The sequence below is a fragment of the Paenibacillus sp. Root52 genome (assembly GCF_001426865.1).
In the GTDB taxonomy this organism is placed as follows: Bacteria; Bacillota; Bacilli; order Paenibacillales; family Paenibacillaceae; genus Paenibacillus.
Window position 1 is genome coordinate 95,156 of record NZ_LMFO01000033.1, and the last position, 18,540, is coordinate 113,695.

Consider the following 18,540-nt stretch of genomic DNA (forward strand, 5'->3'; position numbering starts at 1 on the left):
CATTAAGGGAATGTAAACCCGTATGTAACAATTATGTTCGATTGGGATAGGGTGAGCCTGATCACCGATAAGGGGAAAAGATATACTTTTCAAAGTAAATAGTATATTTTGAAGGTATTTTAAACCAAATTTATCCAGTAAGATGATTTTGTAAGCGCTTAACAATAAATAACCAAGGAGGAAAAACATGTTTAAATCCAAGTGGTTCAAGACAGTGGGCACGCTCGCATTAGTAGGTGTATTGGCTACGTCCGTAGCGGTCGGCAGTGTGAGTGCTGGTTTGGCAAAAGGAAGTAAATTTCTTGGAAATATCATTGCAAGCAGCATTCCCTCCAACTTCAGTCCTTACTGGAATCAGGTGACACCCGAGAACTCCACCAAATGGGGTGCTGTAGAGGGAACCCGCAATTCAATGAACTGGTCTCAGGCAGATATGGCTTATAACTATGCGAATAATAATGGCTTCCCATTCAAATTCCATACCCTTGTCTGGGGAAGTCAGGAGCCAGGTTGGGTTAGTGGACTCTCGGCTGCGGATCAGAAAGCGGAAGTACTCCAATGGATCAAGGCGGCAGGTCAGCGCTATTCCAAAGCTGCTTTTGTTGACGTGGTGAATGAACCGCTGCATGCGAAGCCTTCGTACCGCAACGCGATTGGTGGGGATGGAGCTACCGGGTGGGATTGGGTGATCTGGTCTTTCGAGCAGGCGAGACAAGCATTCCCTAATTCCAAGTTACTTATCAACGAATATGGCATCATTAATGATCCGAACAAAGCAGACCAATATATCCAGATTATCAACCTTCTGAAAAACAGAGGACTGATCGATGGCATCGGTATTCAAGGACATTATTTCAATATGGATACGGTATCGACTAGTACGATGACAACTGTTCTGAACAAGCTGGCGGCAACAGGGTTGCCAATCTATGTGTCTGAGCTGGATATGACGGGTGACGACAACACGCAATTGCAACGCTATCAGCAGAAATTCCCGATCCTCTGGAAGCATTCAGGCGTGAAGGGCATTACACTGTGGGGATATAATCAAGGACAGACGTGGGTGAACGGATCTCACTTGGTGAATAGCAACGGTACGGAACGCCCGGCCTTGCAGTGGCTGAGAAACTACCTAGCGAATAACTCTTAAGCCATCGAAAGGTTACCAATGAAGATGAAGGAGCCTTATCTTGATATTACAAGATGAAGGAGCCTTATCTTGATATTACAAGATGAAGGCTCCAATTCATTTATCCATTTATCTTATCTATATATGAGAAAGTTCAGCGCTTGGTGTGTCAATGATTAACGGTGTTGTTACTCAATAACAATGCTATTGAAGGAGTCGGCTTCCAGCTCAAATGTTAGTGTCTGTTTTTCATAGGCAAGATGAAGCTCACGCTTATCCTTGAAGGGATTGTTAATGACAATCACTAGATGACCATCCTCATTGCGGAAAGCGACTGCTTTACCAGCCCAAGCTCCTGAAAGTCCTAGTCTCCGGGCACCTGGCGCTACTTGGTGAGCAAAATGCTTCATGACATAATACTCCGGATTGCGAGTGAGTTCCTTCTGCTCCGGATTAACTGTAATCATGGAGTTCTGCTCCCATCCCCACGTGCTGCGGCCTTTCGGCTCAAGTACCATATTCCAATAGATGTACGCGTTCACCCCATTGCTGAAATAATGCTGGTATAGATTGAATACATATTTGGCATAGTTCCAGGAGTTGTTCCCGTCACCACATTCATTTTCGGTCTGCATATAACGAAGCTCGGGATAGCTTGCCACGGTACGTTGAATCGCATTTTTACCTGCCCATTGGTAGCCGACACCCTTAATATAGGCGTACGCTTTAGGGTCGCTGAGAACAAGCCCCGCATATTCATCAAAATCATTCGTTTTTTTCTTCATCAATTCTTCCCATGGATCGGGTGCGTTGATCGTTCCCAACCAGATTTCCGTGTCCAAGCCGTGTTTGTCAAAAGCAGGGCCAAGATAATCGGCGATAAATTCACGGAGCTGCTCGCCTGTCCACATGCAGGAAGGGAACTTCTGATCAGCAATGACTTCGTTTTGAACATGAACCTGATGAATCGTAATACCCGCCTCGTGGTAAGCCTGTACGAATTTCACAAAATACAGAGCATAAGCTTCTAGAATTTCCTTCTCCCAGCGCAGTGTGCCATAGTTATACGCTTTGGGTGTCTTCATCCAAGTTGGTGGACTCCATGGAGAGGCGAAGAGTTGTAAGTTCGGATTATACGTGAGGGCTTCCTTAATGTACGGAATGAGATATTTGAAGTCGCGTTCAATTGAAAAATGCTCCATCGCCACGTCCCCATCGACCTCGTTGTGGCTATACCATTGCTCTGCATAATCACTTGCCCCAATCGGGAGTCGGCAGATGTTGAATTTATGTTCACCTTCAGGGTGAAAGAGGGAATGAAATACTTCACGACGCTGTTCATCATTCAAGTGGGAAAGGGCCATATAGCCCAGTTCATTGAAACATCCACCGAATCCTTCAACAAGCTGGTGCTCAGCACCACTCAGTGTTAAGTTATCGCTTTCTTTTGACGGCATAAAAAAGATTTCTTTCCATGCGGTATCAGGTGTTGTAGAGTACCCTTGTATGGTTAGTGACATCTAATGTTCCTCCTCGCCTAAACCTCGGTTATGGTGTACAGTACAGTCAGTATAACAAGTCTTCTATGAAATGAAGATACACTGATCCGTGTAAAATTTGCCCTAATCCAAGGTGGTGTAATCCATGATTATCCCAGAACAATATCGTTCCTATTTATCTCGAGAGAGTCGCTGGCTACCCGCTACCGATTGGAATGTGAAGCTATTTGGTGCGCATATGCAGCAGGTGAAGCAAGGCTGGCGTGTACCGACAGAATCTCATCTGGCCTTTGAGTTGATTCTTATTCTGGAAGGAATACAGACGACGAGTATGGAGAATATTCATTACGAACTGCATCAAGGGGATATTCTGCTTATTCCACCAGGCTGTAGGCATACGAATGAATGTAATCAGGAGCAAGGTTTAACCTACTTTATCGCTCATTTTAATGTGGACGAGGTGTTGTTTCGGCAGGAGATGAGTCAACATGTGCAATGGTTATTTCCGAATGGCAGTGAAGATAATCAGCGCATCAAGGATATTATGCTGAAGTGGGTAGGGCTACTTAACCGCAATGAAGAATATACGACGCCCGATCTGTTTCGTATGCAGGCAGGTTTGCTAGAGATTCTGGCGGTTTTAGCAGAACGTAGCTCTTCACGTGCCAAGGAGGCTGTCTCTCCAACAGTAGCTCACTATGCGAAGCTGATTGCCGAGGCGATTAAGAGCCAGTGGATCACATTCGAGATGGTGGATTAGGAGACAAGCCGATTCGAATCGAAGAAATTGCATCCTCACTTCAGATCAGTACAGGGTATGCACTGGAGACATTTCAGAAAGTGTATGGTATCTCTCCGCGCAAGTATTTATCCGAACTCAAGCTTCATGAGGCCAAGCAGCTTATTCATCAGCCCGACCTGAGTCTGACTCGGATTGCTACGATGCTTGGATATTCTTCTCTTGCCCATTTCAGTCGGCAATTCAGACGTTGGACAGGCATGAGTCCGAGTGAATACAGACAGACCGTTGGAGGTATTCATTTTTTTGAATAATTGAAAAAAGGCTTTCCCGGTATGGTTCCAACTAACAGTTAAGGAACGATACGATGGGAAGGCCTTTTTAGCATAAGACACAATTATATATATGAGTTCGTTTAAGGCTGAGACTGTTCTCTGACCAATGGTTGCTTATTCTCGAAGATCAGGATCGTTTTGCTGCTGGCAATGTAGCCGACAGTTGTATCCAGTTGCTCAGAGATAAATCGCACAGGGACGAAGGCTTTTCCGTTTCGCATTAACAGAGGTGCATCATTCATCATCAGTTGATCATTCACTCGCACCTGCTTATTATCAGCGTTCCAATGAATGGTCTGATCATTCTGTGTAATGGTAACCTCATGTGCAGCGGCATTCCAGTCCACATGGGCATTTAACTGCTCTGAGATAAAGCGTAAAGGAACGTAAGTCCGACCTTCATCAATGAAAGGTGCTGCATCCAGGGCATATGCCTGATCCCCCACATAAGCTGTCGTAGAACCTTCAACTAAGCGTTGAAAACTGCCTTGAGGGGTTCGTTTCTGCTCCCGTACATTCATCTGGTTCAACAAGCGCATCGTGTTACTGCCGCTGGTTACATCCAAGTAGTTATTCTGTACCGTTAGCCCCCCAGATTCACTCTCGTTAACCGAGGTCTGCACATTCGTAGCAAAGGATACCGAAGCGTTGATATCCGTGATGGTGTTCGTCGTAGCTGCCCGAGTAAAAGAGAGCCCCGCAATTGGGCTTAGATCCCACACCCGATTATTGGCTAGTTGGAGCGCCTTGAGATGCGTCAATGACGCTAGTGGTTCTAGGTCATAAATTTGGTTCGATTCAGCGTTCAGCTCGGTTAGATGGTGCATATCCGCAATAGCATGTAGATGCTGGATCTGGTTGCCGCTAATATCGAGCGTCCGTATTCCTGTCATATGTTCAATGGGCGTCAGATCTGAAATTTCATTTCCCGATACATTGAGTTTACGGAGGGTGTTAGGCAGATCAGCGAGAGCGTCCAGATGCTGAATTCGATTGTTCGCTACATTTAACTGCTGCAGCTTGGTGGAATGTGCAAGTGGAGAGATGTCTGCAATCTTATTGTTAGCCAGCTCAACCCAAGTTAGATCAGACAGATCCGTCAGCGGTGTAATATCTGTAAGCTGGTTTCCACTAGCAAAGAACGTATGTAGCCGGGTGAATTCATCAATAACATCAATAGAAGAAATTGAATTGTTGCTAATCAAGAGTCGTCCGAGATCCTTCAGATCTGCAAGTGCATCAATAGATGTAATGTAATTGTTCCGTACATCAATCTCTCGAAGCTGGGTCAGATGCGTTAGCGGTGTCAGCGTCTCAATCTCGTTACCGTATAGTCGCAGATGCGTCAGGTTAGACGCCTGTTCAAGCCCTGCTAGACTTTGAATGCCTGCATTGCTCAGATCTACGACAGTGAGTTGCTGCAGATCGGTTACGGTCAGGGGAGCATCCAGCGGTTTGTTCAAAATAAGTTTCAAACCATCTTCCAGTGCAGGGTCTTCAATAAGTCTGTTGCCTGATTCGCCGGTTGGGTACGCCAAAGCCTGGCCGGCTGAGCCAATACTTAGAATAAATAGTAGAACTAGTAGAGTCACTCTTCTCATTAATACGGTTCCCTCCGATTCTATGAATTGATGATGCGCCATTCGTTTGTATAACTTCTATGTAGTTCAAGCTTTATCGTCATGATATAGAGAGATCAGGATGCACACATCCCTAGTTATTAACCCATCGTATGAAAAAAGGAACACCTTATTCAGGATAAGCCAATAACTCTAGTTCTATTTTATATGAATGTACCTTACACTGCACACTTCTTAGCCACTTTGCTCAAAAAAATTTAATTGTCCGCTTCCATCGTAATTCAATGCCCGTTAAGAAGGGGTAAAGATAGGTAAATACCCATTTGGAGGAGAAGGTGCGAGTATGCGTCAAGCCATGATTATCAGTAATCCATCGTCCGGTAAAGAACAGGCTCAGCAGTATGTATCCCAGGTCAAAAGAATTTTGGTATCACAGCAGTATGAGGTTGTCATCAACGAAACGGCTCAAGAAGGAGATGCGACCAACTTCTGTCTAGATGCATGTAAAAACAGATGTGATCTCGTTATTTCAATTGGAGGGGATGGAACGCTGCATGAGACGATTAACGGCATGATGGATCAGGATCACCGTCCTACGCTTGGCGTCGTACCCTTGGGTACGGTCAATGATTTTGCACGAGCACTTCATATCCCCCTTGATCCGGAAGAAGCTATTCGCGGGCTGAGTTCAAATCAAGTGCGTACGGTGGATGTCGGGAATATGAATGGACGTCTGTTTGCCAATGTTGTAGCAGCAGGTTCACTAGCCGAAGCGTTGTCCTCTGTTTCATCCGAAGAAAAATCAAAGTTGGGTTCATTTGCCTACCTGAAGGAAGGCCTGAAGGACTTGGTGAATACCCCTGCGAAACGGCTCACCATTGAACATGACGGTCAGATCTGGGAGGGCGACTCTCCCTTATTCCTCGCTGCGCTAACCAATTCCGTCGGTGGATTCGAGAAGCTGTCTCCAGATGCGGTGGTGGATGATGGGGTTATTCATTGTTTTGTGATCCGGAATATGAGTATGCTTAACACACTGACTTTGGGCACATCCTTACTGTTCGGTAGCTTGAAAGACCATAAAGATGTGGAGTATTTTACTGCAAAAGAAGTATGTGTGACATCTGATGAGCCAATTGGAACCAACGTAGATGGAGAGGAAGGGCCGTCACTACCCATCCAGATTCAAGTTCTTCCTCAGTATATGAAGGTGATTGTCCCAGAAGAAGTACAGGCCGATGAAGATTAGGGAATAACCGCGCTGTGCGTCATGGTTAGTCACAAACGGTCATTTTTCCATAGAAGAATTCTAAAAACCCATTGAAACCGATTGCAGATGTATGTCACAATCATAGACGGAAGACAAGTACCATCAACGATGATTGTAGCAATACAATTAAACAAATATCCGAATATGGAGGGGAATCATCTTGAGAACAATTAAACTTGGCAGTAGCTCGCTGGAGGTACCGGTTGTAGCGGTTGGCTGCATGCGTATTAATACATTAGAGGGTAAAGAAGCGGAGCATTTTGTTCGTTCTGCAATGGAGATTGGAGCGAATTTCTTCGATCACGCCGACATTTATGGAACAGGAAAATGTGAGGAGATCTTTGCAGAGGCTGTGCAGATGAGCCCTCAAGTTCGGGAAAACATCATCCTGCAATCCAAATGCGGGATTCGCAAGGGTATGTTTGATTTCTCCAAAGAGCACATTTTGAATTCAGTCGATGGCATTTTGCAGCGTCTGAACACGGACTATTTGGATGTACTGTTGTTGCACCGTCCGGATGCACTTGTTGAGCCGGAAGAGGTGGCAGAAGCCTTTGACCTGTTGGAGCGCGAAGGTAAAGTTCGTCACTTCGGCGTATCTAACCAGAATCCGAACCAGATTGAACTGCTTAGAAAATATGTTAAACAGCCACTGGTCGCTAATCAGCTCCAGATGAGCATTACGAATACAACGATGATTGACAGTGGAATCAATGTGAACATGGAGAACGAAGCTGCAATTAACCGTGATGGCAGTATCTTGGATTATTGCCGCTTGCATGATATCACGATTCAGCCATGGTCTCCTTTCCAATACGGATTCTTCGAAGGTGTTTTCTTGGGTAGCGACAAGTTCCCTGAGCTGAATGCGAAGATCGACGAGATTGCAGCGAAATATGATGTGAGCAACACAACCATTGCAATTGCTTGGTTGCTGCGTCATCCGGCACAGATGCAGCCCGTGACAGGTACGATGAACCTTGAACGTTTGCAAGACTGTGTTAAAGCGTCGGATGTACATCTTACTCGTCAGGAGTGGTACGACATCTATCGTGCTGCTGGAAATGTATTGCCATAAGTCTAGCAACATTGGCGTAGAGTTCTCTTAGAAACGGTCATGAAAACACGGGTGGATCTTCGCTCGTGTTTTTATGCTGTTCAGGTTATCAGGCTGACGCTTTTATAGCATAAAATCGAAGGAATATTATGGTGATATAAAAGGATTAAATTGTAATTAATACAAATTAGTTCAAATTATTTTGTTGACCCCTACTTAATAAATACATATAATTATTTTAAAAATATCTTTTATATGGAATTTATTTCATCAACGTGATGAAGTGGATTCATTCGTTTTTTATTTTGGAGGGTGGTGTTCGTTTGGAGTCCACAACCACGATACGCGATCATTTGGAGAGTTATCTTAAGCGTGAGCAGAGGTCTATTAGCTTCTTTTCAGACACGTCAGGCATTAATTCAGGTACGCTGAGTAACATTCTTAATAAAAATCGCCCGATTGCTATGCAGCAATTGGATCGAATTACAGCGGCTATGGGATTAGAAGAAGGTCATTTCTATGAACTATACATAGATGAGTGTTTTGTGCATGCGACTCCTGACTGGCGGAGACTAGGGCCATTCCTCCATCGTTGTGCCGATTTGAATAAGTTGAATTGTATTGAAGAAGTTATCCGCTTAATGATGGATAATCTATCTTATATTCCCTTGTTATTTGAAGTGGCAGAAGAATTCTACCGTGATGGCAAATACGAACCCGCGATCCTTTTATACGAAACGATTGCTGAGAGTGAGAAAATGCAGCACTCGGAGCGGTTAGCCTTATGCCAATACCGATTGTTCAAGCTCGGCCTGTGCAAGGATCAGCAACGGAATCTGATCATCGCAGCACAGTTTGAATACTATGTAGATCGCCTGGATGAACGATATCAGTTGGATGCCTTGAATGAGCTTATTAATGCATTTGGTGCACTACATCGTTGGAATAAGGTGCAAGAGCTCTCTGAAAAGTTAAGGGTGAAAGCAACAATTCATTATGAATTGAATGGTAGGAAGAAGCCGGAAGAAACCAAACGACCCATCATATTTTATATCTTATATTCATATCTAGCAGCAGGTAGTGCCTGTTATCAGCTCAAAGATTATGATCATGCACTTGAGTATGTGTCACTCTACGCGGTTAACGATTGGGTGAAAGAGTGTAACGAGGAAGAGGCGCTAGTCATCACTCAGTTTCAGGAATGGGCTGTGGGGAATCGTTACATCTACCGCTTGATGGCAGGGCAGTTTGAAGTGTTGCCTGATTATTTGAACTATATATCAACGAGAGAGAATGAGATATTTCCAGCATTATGTGATATCGTTACAGCAGCCAATCGATATAACGGAAATATCGATTTGGTGTTGGAACAGTACGAATCTTATTTCACATATCAGGAACAGAGCAACCGAATTGGGAAGGTCAGCAAACAAGTCACTGATGATCGATATGTACGTCTTTTAGCTGATTTGGGTGCATATTATCTGAAGAAAGATGAGTTTCATAAGGGTATTGAATTTGTCGTAAATAGTCTGAAATTTTCACTTGAAATTTGTAGTGGTAGAGGTATGCTTAGAGGTGTCGGGCTGTTTGAGCAATACAGGGATTTTGCGACAGATACCGCTAAACAGCAGTACAAAATTATAATTAGTGAGGTGCAGAAACTCAATGAAGAGAACGTTGGCTTTGCTGATAGCCACATGTAGCATTTGGGTAAGTATCGTAATTCCTGCTCCTGAGCCTGTCTCTGGAAACGAAGCTCCAAGCCCTTCAATAGCGAGACCTGCTGATCATGGATTTGGTACTTAGAACATAACAAAATTAGAAGACGCCTCTGAAGCCTATTCAGGGGCTTTTTAGTTTGGAAAAATAAGTAATGTCATATGACTATAGTCCTACCGATTGACATAATCAGCTAAAATATGACAAAAGGAGGGGGCACTATGGAACATACTGCGTTAATCGTCCAGATTGAATCGGCTAGGGAACTGCTGTACACCATTGAGATGAAATATGGGAATCTGCTGCACCCGGAAGTTATTCAGCAGTCCGTAGTGTTAGACGGTCTTATTAATCAATTCAATCAAGCCAAGCAGAAGGCATCCTTGAGATCATGCCAATGATTTAACTTAGCTAGCTTAGCAACGGGTTAAGCTAGGGCTTAGACTCTGGAGTTAATCTAAGTGATGCAGTTTTAATTTTGAGAAAATAAAGATGAGTATGCATTTGACTATTTACTTTGCTGCCTTCGTGCACTATAGTTAGTTACATGAGTAACTAACCGACTAACTAACTGAATGACAAACCAACTAACACAACAGACACAGACTATTATCATTAAATAACGAAAGTTGGATCTGCATGAAATCGACTTTGGATGAATCACAGCCTATTTTTCATCAGATTGCGATGATGATTATGGATGATATTGTAGAAGGCCGACTAAGGGTGGAAGAGCAGGTTCCGTCCACCAATGAGCTTTCACGGTTTTACAATATCAATCCAGCCACAGCGCGTAAGGGACTGCAATCGCTAGTGGACAAAGGCATTATTTACAAACAGCGGGGAGTAGGCATGTTCGTAGCGAAGGGAGCACGAGATATGTTGCTAATGGAACGAAAGGAACATTTTTACGAAGAGTATATTAGACCACTGCTGGAGGAAGCGCGAAGAATTCATATGAATGAAGATATGATTATTGACTTGATTAAGGGCAAGCAAGATAAGGAGGATGAGTCATGATCCAATTAGAACAGGTTAGCTACAGCTATCAACAGACCGCCGTACTAAAGAATCTGAATTTACATGAAACGGAGCCTGTCATCAGCGGGTTATGGGGAAGGAATGGTGCTGGTAAAACGACACTAATGAGTTTGATTGCGGGTCATAATCGTCCTGCAAGCGGCACAATCCGTGTAATGGGACAGAATCCATACAACAACCTGAAGGTGCAGGATCAGTTATGTTATATCCAAGAAGCGCATTCACTCGGCAAAAGTTGGACTGTTCGGGATCTGGTTCGATTCGGACAGTACTTTCACTCTAGTTGGGATCAGGATTTGGCGGAACGGCTTATTGAGATGTTTGAACTACCTACAAAAAAGAAAATTGCCACCTTTTCCAAAGGTATGAATTCTGCGGCACAGATGATATTGGGACTCGCTAGTAAAGCCGATGTTACCATACTGGATGAACCGACGAATGGATTGGATGCGGAGAAACGTAAGTATTTTTACCGCGCATTATTGGACAGCTATGAAGACCACCCGCGATTAATTCTCGTGTCCAGCCATCATATTGAAGAGATTCAGCCATTGTGTGAGTCACTTATTGTTCTTCATGATGGGGAGATCCTCATACACCAACAGATGGAGGAGATACGCGAACAGGGAATTCTGCTAACAGGGTCAATTCAAGATGTTAATGAAGTGGTACAACATGCTAAGGTGCTAGAATCTTCTGAACTTGGCTCAACGTTAAAAGTGATGATCGATGCCCCATACTCTGCCGAGTGGAAGGAACTTGCTCGTGATCATCGCCTTTCCATTGAGAAAGCTACACTACAAGATTATCTCATAAACATTACACGGAAGTCAGAGAGGGTGAGAGGATGAATGCGATTCGCGGAACACATCGACTGATTCTGGAAGATATGCGTTGGTTTCTTAAATTGTTTACCTTGATAACCTTGTTGCTGGTTCTAGCCTATGTCGCAGTAGGGCTTATATTTGATGTGAGTTTCCCAGCAGCGGCCTTTGGCCCTATGTATGGGGGGATATGCGGATTTGCTGTTTCAGGGATGGTTGCTATATTTCCTGTTGCCATCGGGCTAGGCAGCACAAGAACTCAGTTTATGAAGTCGTTCTACCTGAACTCAGCGGGGATGGTTATTGGAGGCATTACCGTCCTGAACGTGATTTATGTTCTGATGCATTTACTCCATGCGAGCGGAATACTGGGTGTGACATTGTATCAGCCAGGTCAGTTGTATACGAGTGCGTACGAATGGTACTCCTATTATTGGATCGATCTCATGGTTGGATTACTAATACTGGGTCTTTCTGCATTCGTTACGGTTAGTTGGATACGTTTAGGCTTCCGAAACTTTTTCATCCTATTCTTCACCATTGCGCTTGGACTCACGTTATTCATTACGCTGTCTGATCTAAGTGGACTGATTCGCTGGATTACGGAAACGAACAGTGTCCTGCTATTCACTCTCTTAGGTGCAATCGGTGGTTGTCTGCTACTATCCACTTACCCTATGATGAAACATGCGCCCCTTGTACGAAAAGGTAGCAAAGACTAACGATAAGCCGGTGAAAGGCCTGAAGGGAAAGACGTTTCCCTCGTAACGAACCCAAAAGTGGGCAAATAGTGAGTTAAACACGTAGTAACGCATAGTGATAAGAAAAACACGAGGGATCATATGCTCCCTCGTGTTTGTTTATGCACGTTTGTTTTATTTAATTTAAGCCTGAGCTTGCGGTTTGAATCCTTCCTCATGAAGATATTCACCAGCTTCACTGCGTGATTCAAAAGCCATCTCTAGATCATGACCGGTAAACACACACCACATGTCATTATCATATTTTAACGTGAGTGTTTGTCCTTCTTCATTGATCCAGACTCCGCCGCCAGACGAGAGTGTAAGTGGGACAGATGCTTGTGGGATGGGTGCTTTCTCAACCACTTCAACTGCTTCTGGATTATAAGACATCGCTTGGATTGTTGCATCCAGCAATGTGCGCAGATCCGCTTCGGAGTAATCACGAATATTGACGAACCCTTTGGCATCCGTCTCGTAGTTTGGCAGCAGCCCTGCATAGATATAACCATTACCGTTCGGGTGAATATGAAGTGCTACAACCTTCTTCTCATAGGCGCTGTCCTCGTAGTGGAAATTCACACGCCCCAGAGAAACATTTTTGCGCTGCAGTTGAGGATACGATTCTAGAATTTCAAGCTTTTGTTCAACGTTAAGCATATGTGCCTCCTGTTACTTGTTAGGTAGAGGGATTATACCACAGGTGAAGGTTGTAAACATCTTCTGCTCATGAGGAGAATGCGGCATTACGAACAATCCTCTTCATTATGATCCTTATGACCCCATTATAATACGTTGCCCGAGCGCTTCCAGGTGTTCCATCACTTGCAGATAAGGATACGGCCCATAGCTGATTCTTGCTACACCTAGTGCAGCCAGTTGTCTGGGTGAAGGCTCGGGGGAAGTGACCATCACGTTGACGGGAAGCGGCGACTGGTCACACAGTTCTTGAATCCATTGTGGGTGTTGTAAACCTGGAACGAATAGACCGCTAGCCCCTGCTTCTTCGTAAGCCTTGGATCGTGCGATGGCTTCGTTAAGTAACGCTTCATTATGCTGCTCAGGAGCTTGTTGCAGAAATAAATCTGTGCGTGCATTGATAAAAAGAGGAATGTCTGCTTGCTCTGCAGCTTCTCGAGCGGCAGATAACCTCAAACACTGCTCTGTGACCGTGTACAGACCTTCGCCAGCGGGAAGTTGATCCTCGATATTGATGCCTACCGCACCATGATCAATGATTTGCGATACATTTTGCTTCACTTCTGACGCAGAGCTGCCATACCCTCCCTCTATATCGATGGTTACGGGCAAACCTACGCTTTTTGTAATGCGTGCGAGGTTAGCAAGTACCAGCTGGAACGGCAGAGCTTCTCCATCCTGTTCACCGTGGGCTGCGGCAACAGACCAGCTTCCGGTAGCAATAGCTGCGGCTCCTGTAGATTGAATGGTCCGTGCACTTCCAGCATCCCACACATTCACCAGTACAAGTGGTTTCCCCTTCACGTGGTATTGATGAAATTGCTCAGCTTTATCTCTCATCGTGTGTTTGTTGGCGTTCATCTTGGTTCACTCCTTTATATAATAAATGTGCTGCTGAATTTTACTGTAACGACCTCTGTTTCTCGTGTTGGAGCAGCCAGTTTTTGCGAGTGATTCCCCCGCCGTATCCACCAAGTTCACCACTTGTATTAATAACTCGATGACATGGAATGACGATCGCCAGTTGATTCGCTCCATTGGCTTGAGCTACAGCGCGACAAGCTGTCGGTTTACCCAGAGCGATTGCAATCTCTTGATACGAGCGTGTTTCCCCTGCTGGAATCAAAGATAATTGCTCCCATACCTTCTTTTGAAATGGTGTTCCTAAATAGAACAACGGTGTGTCGAACGTTGTCAGTGTTCCGTCGAAATATTGTTCAAGTTCTTGCTCAATGGATTGAATGGGCGGAGTCATGCCAGGTACAATCGCTGACTTGGTTCGTATCCGTAGGCGTTCTACCTCGCGTTCAAGCCCTCGACGATCAATAAATTCAAGCAAATATAGTTGCTTCTCATCAGCTACAGCCATCATGGGGCCAAGACGGGTGTCAATCCAGGACGCTTTGAGCACTTGGCCATCATTTACATGTGTTGGGGCAGCACCCATAATGCGTGAGAACGCATCACGGAAGCCACTACTGGATTCATACCCTGTAGATAACTGGCTATCAATAACGGTGTGACCTGAACGGATATTTTTAAGTGCAAGCCCCATACGGCGAGCACGAGCATACTCCACAAAAGTCATGCCAAAGCGTTTTTTGAATTGACGCCTAGCCGTTGATTCATCAATAGACAGGTCTTTGAAATCCTGCTCTTTCCATCGTTTCTCCGGATTATTCTCAACAGCCTCAACTAGAAGACGTACAACGTCTGATACGTGATTGGGATGGGATAGCGGACGACAGCGCTGGCAAGGTCGGAATGAAGCGAGTAAGGCCTGCTGAGCGGTCTCATAGAACTCGCAGTTTTCGAATTTTGGTTTTCGAGCTGGACAAGTTGGGCGGCAGAATACACCTGTTGTTTTGACTCCAACATAGAACAGTCCTTCATACTCTGAGTCTTTGGCAAGAAGGGCTTGATAATATTGTTCTTTCAGATCATCAGCAATCATGGGCACACATCCTTACGTTCTGAGAATGGATCATTGAACTACATGCTTCTAGTATAAAAAAATCTCACCTACATTATCGCCGAAAATCAGGCATGGATTTTTTATTTTTTTTAGCTATTTCCGTCGAAATAATGCGTAAATGATAGATTTATGCATATTTATATAGAAATCTGCCGATGTTGTTCAGAATTTGTTTAGAATGGAGTGGTATAATGTACCTACCTACAGGGATTAGTATAGGTCTATGATACCTACTTACAAATATAGGTGAGAGGGAGTACTGACCCTTGAACAAGTGCAAAATAATAAACGGATTACGCATTTGTAGCGTGATGACTGAAGACATCGGAGATAGACAAATTGCGCGATTGTTGTTTGAAGGTCCAGGGGGGATCATCATGCGCTCGTTACATATAGGAATATAGGAGCCAGGTTCGGAGGTTGACGAATTGATGAGACACTCAACGTATCAGAGCATTTATAAACCGGTGAGTTCAGCATCGGTCCAGTGGAGTACGGGCGAGCTTAGAAAAAAAATGCTTCAACTTAAGGCGCGACCGTTGTTATTGAAAATTTCCATCATCTCTCTTATTGTGATTATTGGTTGTAGTACGATGTTGACTGCATTTGCAGGCGGAGAGGAAGACCTGCTTTCGGGGAGAAAGGTCATTGTTTCCCAGGGGGACACGCTATGGAATCTTTCCGTAGCGTATAAGCCGCAACAAATGGATACGCGGGTATTTGTAGAAGTTTTGAAAAAAATAAATAAGCTTTCTTCTAACTCCATTCAGGCGGGGCAGGTCTTAATTTTGCCTCAATATGATGATAAGTAAAACAGTATGGCGTTATGAATAGCCCATGTGAGTAGCCGCCTCAATGGTCTGCTACGCCGAAGATAACGCAAACTAAAACGAGCCTAAATATCTTAAATGATATTTAGGTTTTTTTATGTCCACGAATAGGGATTACATAATATGGAGCTTCATGAGGAAGGATAACGTGTATTAGTTATTGAGGTGGTTCAATAAATGAATACATTTTTTGAACACGTACTTATCGACGACAGGAGGGATTCAATGATGAAGATAACATGGATGAGATCGACACGTTGGATATTTGCGTTAATATGCATTATGGTGCTAACGAGTGCATGTGGTGCTCGTAATAATAATGAATCCGTACAGGAGCATGCTTATCCGCAGTCGAAGGAGCCTATAGCCGAAGCAGGGCCTGATTCTATTCCTAATGCGGATGCGAAGCAGGACAATGGATCGTATTCTGCGCAATCTGAATCCTCAGCAGATGGTGGAGATGGAATTGTGATCGACATCGATCAATCGGACAAGCTTACGGAAGCAAAGAGCTTTCGTTACTCGGTGAAGGATGTGCCAGAAGGCTACACGTTATCTGAACTGCGGTGGACATCCAATCAGATCACGATCATCAATTCAGTACAAGAAGCATCTGAGCATGAAGCAGACGAGAATCAAGCAGACGGTAAGAAAGAAGGTTTCTACCTCAAGGATAATGGTCAGCCCATGGAATTCAGATATACGGATGAAATGAAGGGCGAACGTGGTAAAGTAACGTTGGTATATACGAATGAGGCTGGACAAGAAATTCTAGCGGAACAGGAAGTTAAGCTGAAGAAATAGACAGTATTTCTTGTCCAGCCGGCTTGAAATGGTATGAGCGCGAATGAATGTAATACGCTAGAAATGCAGCACCTCCAAATTCATCAACCGATGTTCAGACGGTTTGATTAGCTTGGAGGTGTGATTTGTTTTGGATTCAATAGAGCCTTAAAACTAGAATCTGGGATTGCTACATAAAGTCGAAGAAATAGCGCACAACATGGAACATGACTGGTGATGTGTAGGTAAGGCTGTCGACCCTGCTTAAGTAGCTTTTTTTGAGTGCATCAAACTTGTTGTCGTCCCCAATCAGCAGATCTCGCTTCAATACAGATACGGTCAGACTGCCAAAGAAACCTGCGAGACTGATCAGCACCCCGATGAACAGGGCGAATCCTGCATCAAACGGCGTAAGGTACGGATGGATGAAGTAGGAGGCTGCTGTTGTAATTACAAAGGAACAAGCAAATCCTTCCCATGTCAAAAATGGATTAGCCGTAGGCACCACTTTTCGCTTGCCCAGATAGAGAGAGACCACATAATGAATGACATCATTAAGCTGAGTCAGCACAACTAAGAATAACACCAGCTTCGAACCATACTCAGGTGTAGCAAAAGGGAAGTAAGCAAGGTGACTGAGTCCGAATACCATGAGCATAAGTCCCCACTGTGTGGAACTCACGCTGCGTAGGAAGCCAACCGTCCCTTTGTTAATTAAGCGTGGGAGAGGCAGCACTAAGAAAACATATAGCGGAATGAAAATGATGAACATCCCATACCATCCAATATAGATCCAGTAGAACTGAGCGGGTACCGCTAGATATGCCCATAGGAACAACCTGCGATCTGCTTTGCGTGTACTGCGGATCATTGAGAAGTATTCCTTGAGTGCGAAGAATGCAAGCACCATAAGGGAGAGCAGGGAAACGATAGGGTTAAATAGTGTAGCGAGGCAGAAGATAACGAGCATGCCCCACCAGGTTTTGATTTTGTTGCCGATGCCCGAATAGTCTTTGTCCGGCTGTAGCTTTGCAATGATTTTGTACACGATATGTATGACAAGTAGTGCAGTGAATATTAAGGTTAATGTGAATAGTGAACTGCTCAACGAAGGATCACCTGCTTATCCAAAATAAGATTCCATAAAAGGGTACCTATGTTATTATGAAGGAATAGTGACCACTTGATAAGGGGAAATTTTGTTATGACCGATCAACGCTCCATCTATATCCTGCTCACGAATACAGGAACCTTGTTTACCAAAGTCATTCAGAGTTACACCAAAGCACCCTATAATCATGCCTCGATCTCGTTTAACCGGGAGTTATCCGAGTTATATAGCTTCGGTCGTAAACATCCAAGCAATCCGCTGAATGGTGGGTTTGTGAAGGAAGATATCCAGACAGGTACATACAGCAAGTATCCGAACACGACATGTGTGATTTACGAGCTTCAGGTGACAGAACGTGAAGTTGAAAAAATGAAACGTGTGCTACATATCTTCATTCGTAGCCGCCAGAAATATATGTACAACCTGCTTGGCGTCATTGGCATTACGCTGAAGGAGCCTGTCGAGTTTAGCAACTCCTACTTTTGTTCACAGTTTGTAGCAGAAATATTACAGCGATCCGGAATCAAGCTGTGGAACAAGCTGCCTGCCTTGGTGACCCCAGATGATTTTCGCCAAAGTGAACGACTAGCACTTGTATATGAGGGGAAGTTGAGTGAGTATAGACCGGGAAACAACGATCAGGACGTGGGAGAATAATATGAGATCAAACAGCCTGCTGCCATGGATTTCTGGCTAACAGGCTGTTCGTGTAACATTAAATAGTTGGTGAGGCGGAACGATTGAAATCAACCTCTTCGAGGAATTCAATGACTTCACCGTTGGGGCTATGAATAACTGCATTTCGAACTTGAAGTGGAGGTTCACCAAGTGTAATCCAATCGGGTTGGATATAAGGCTTTGCACCATAGGCAAGGGCTTGCTCGTATATTGCGTCCACATTGTCTACGTATAAAGCGAAATGCAGCATAGCTCCATATCTCACGTCTTCAGGGGACGTTGCTGGCTCGCCTTCGGCTGCAATTATGGCTCCCGGGTCAAATAGTTCAATGCATGTGCGTTGATCTGGTGAAACTAACATACAAGCCTCGGTAATGCGGAAGGCGGGTAGACTCCAGGAGTGGCCAACTCTGAATCCCAGTACATCCGTATAAAACGAGAGTGTATCCTTATAATTACGTGCCTGAATTGCTATGTGAGCAAGTCCATTTACGCCCATACTCTATTGCTCCCTTTATCAAATTGTAT

Annotated in this window: 20 protein-coding genes; 13 read left to right on the forward strand and 7 right to left on the reverse strand. The window is 44.3% G+C overall.

What is annotated here, in order from left to right:
• Positions 1-187 precede the first annotated feature (187 nt).
• Positions 188-1,150, forward strand: coding sequence for an endo-1,4-beta-xylanase (locus ASD24_RS27865; protein ID WP_056703119.1), 963 nt, complete (start codon positions 188-190; stop codon positions 1,148-1,150).
• A 167-nt stretch (positions 1,151-1,317) separates the two neighbouring features.
• On the opposite strand, the gene ASD24_RS27870 is transcribed toward ASD24_RS27865, so the two are convergent.
• Complete coding sequence (locus tag ASD24_RS27870) at positions 1,318-2,649, reverse strand: glycoside hydrolase family 30 protein (RefSeq protein WP_056703122.1); 1,332 nt, start codon at positions 2,647-2,649, stop codon at positions 1,318-1,320.
• A gap of 124 nt (positions 2,650-2,773) precedes the next feature.
• On the opposite strand from ASD24_RS27870, the gene ASD24_RS27875 reads away from it, so the two are divergent.
• Both ASD24_RS27875 and ASD24_RS31235 read left to right on the forward strand, forming a co-directional pair.
• A complete protein-coding gene (locus ASD24_RS27875) occupies positions 2,774-3,388 on the forward strand; it encodes an AraC family ligand binding domain-containing protein (protein WP_235540937.1) in 615 nt (204 codons plus the stop codon).
• The gene (locus tag ASD24_RS31235) at positions 3,361-3,681 is read left to right on the forward strand and encodes a helix-turn-helix transcriptional regulator (RefSeq protein ID WP_235540939.1); all 321 of its coding nucleotides are present in this window, start codon (positions 3,361-3,363) and stop codon (positions 3,679-3,681) included. The genes ASD24_RS27875 and ASD24_RS31235 overlap by 28 nt, the downstream gene beginning before the upstream one ends.
• Before the next feature lie 101 nt (positions 3,682-3,782).
• Here the strand turns inward: ASD24_RS31235 and ASD24_RS27880 are convergent, their stop codons facing one another.
• Positions 3,783-5,303, reverse strand: coding sequence for a leucine-rich repeat domain-containing protein (locus ASD24_RS27880; RefSeq protein WP_056703126.1), 1,521 nt, complete (start codon positions 5,301-5,303; stop codon positions 3,783-3,785).
• Between the two features lie 322 nt (positions 5,304-5,625).
• On the opposite strand from ASD24_RS27880, the gene ASD24_RS27885 reads away from it, so the two are divergent.
• From ASD24_RS27885 to ASD24_RS27915, 7 genes are all read left to right on the forward strand, one after another.
• Complete coding sequence (locus ASD24_RS27885) at positions 5,626-6,531, forward strand: diacylglycerol/lipid kinase family protein (RefSeq protein WP_056703129.1); 906 nt, start codon at positions 5,626-5,628, stop codon at positions 6,529-6,531.
• A 181-nt stretch (positions 6,532-6,712) separates the two neighbouring features.
• Positions 6,713-7,630, forward strand: coding sequence for an aldo/keto reductase (locus ASD24_RS27890; protein ID WP_056703130.1), 918 nt, complete (start codon positions 6,713-6,715; stop codon positions 7,628-7,630).
• A gap of 302 nt (positions 7,631-7,932) precedes the next feature.
• Positions 7,933-9,315: a hypothetical protein gene (locus ASD24_RS27895; RefSeq protein WP_056703133.1), complete on the forward strand. Its 1,383-nt coding sequence runs from the start codon at positions 7,933-7,935 to the stop codon at positions 9,313-9,315.
• A 237-nt stretch (positions 9,316-9,552) separates the two neighbouring features.
• Positions 9,553-9,732: an aspartyl-phosphate phosphatase Spo0E family protein gene (locus tag ASD24_RS27900; protein WP_056703135.1), complete on the forward strand. Its 180-nt coding sequence runs from the start codon at positions 9,553-9,555 to the stop codon at positions 9,730-9,732.
• A 238-nt stretch (positions 9,733-9,970) separates the two neighbouring features.
• Positions 9,971-10,351, forward strand: a complete 381-nt coding sequence (locus ASD24_RS27905) for a GntR family transcriptional regulator (RefSeq protein ID WP_056703139.1) — start codon at positions 9,971-9,973, stop codon at positions 10,349-10,351.
• The gene (locus ASD24_RS27910) at positions 10,348-11,223 is read left to right on the forward strand and encodes an ATP-binding cassette domain-containing protein (protein WP_056703142.1); all 876 of its coding nucleotides are present in this window, start codon (positions 10,348-10,350) and stop codon (positions 11,221-11,223) included. Before ASD24_RS27905 ends, ASD24_RS27910 begins: the two co-directional genes overlap by 4 nt.
• Positions 11,220-11,918, forward strand: a complete 699-nt coding sequence (locus ASD24_RS27915; protein ID WP_056703145.1) for a hypothetical protein — start codon at positions 11,220-11,222, stop codon at positions 11,916-11,918. Before ASD24_RS27910 ends, ASD24_RS27915 begins: the two co-directional genes overlap by 4 nt.
• Before the next feature lie 162 nt (positions 11,919-12,080).
• Here ASD24_RS27915 and ASD24_RS27920 read toward each other — a convergent pair whose 3' ends face one another.
• The 3 genes from ASD24_RS27920 to ASD24_RS27930 form a co-directional block, all read right to left on the reverse strand.
• Positions 12,081-12,596, reverse strand: coding sequence for a hypothetical protein (locus ASD24_RS27920; protein ID WP_056703149.1), 516 nt, complete (start codon positions 12,594-12,596; stop codon positions 12,081-12,083).
• A gap of 114 nt (positions 12,597-12,710) precedes the next feature.
• Entirely contained in the window at positions 12,711-13,496 is a 786-nt protein-coding gene (locus ASD24_RS27925; protein ID WP_200956212.1) for an isocitrate lyase/PEP mutase family protein, read from the reverse strand.
• 40 nt (positions 13,497-13,536) lie between these two features.
• A complete protein-coding gene (locus ASD24_RS27930) occupies positions 13,537-14,589 on the reverse strand; it encodes a bifunctional transcriptional activator/DNA repair enzyme AdaA (protein ID WP_056703152.1) in 1,053 nt (350 codons plus the stop codon).
• 452 nt (positions 14,590-15,041) lie between these two features.
• Here ASD24_RS27930 and ASD24_RS27935 point away from each other — a divergent pair, with 452 nt between their 5' ends.
• Together ASD24_RS27935 and ASD24_RS27940 are read left to right on the forward strand one after the other, a co-directional pair.
• A complete protein-coding gene (locus ASD24_RS27935; RefSeq protein ID WP_056703155.1) occupies positions 15,042-15,422 on the forward strand; it encodes a LysM peptidoglycan-binding domain-containing protein in 381 nt (126 codons plus the stop codon).
• A gap of 243 nt (positions 15,423-15,665) precedes the next feature.
• Entirely contained in the window at positions 15,666-16,244 is a 579-nt protein-coding gene (locus tag ASD24_RS27940) for a hypothetical protein (RefSeq protein ID WP_056703158.1), read from the forward strand.
• Positions 16,245-16,413: 169 nt separating this feature from the next.
• Here the strand turns inward: ASD24_RS27940 and ASD24_RS27945 are convergent, their stop codons facing one another.
• The gene (locus ASD24_RS27945; protein ID WP_056703162.1) at positions 16,414-17,331 is read right to left on the reverse strand and encodes a phosphatidate cytidylyltransferase; all 918 of its coding nucleotides are present in this window, start codon (positions 17,329-17,331) and stop codon (positions 16,414-16,416) included.
• 96 nt (positions 17,332-17,427) lie between these two features.
• Here ASD24_RS27945 and ASD24_RS27950 point away from each other — a divergent pair, with 96 nt between their 5' ends.
• Complete coding sequence (locus ASD24_RS27950; RefSeq protein WP_056703164.1) at positions 17,428-17,991, forward strand: hypothetical protein; 564 nt, start codon at positions 17,428-17,430, stop codon at positions 17,989-17,991.
• A gap of 58 nt (positions 17,992-18,049) precedes the next feature.
• On the opposite strand, the gene ASD24_RS27955 is transcribed toward ASD24_RS27950, so the two are convergent.
• Entirely contained in the window at positions 18,050-18,511 is a 462-nt protein-coding gene (locus tag ASD24_RS27955) for a VOC family protein (protein WP_056703167.1), read from the reverse strand.
• Between the last annotated feature and the right edge of the window lie 29 nt (positions 18,512-18,540).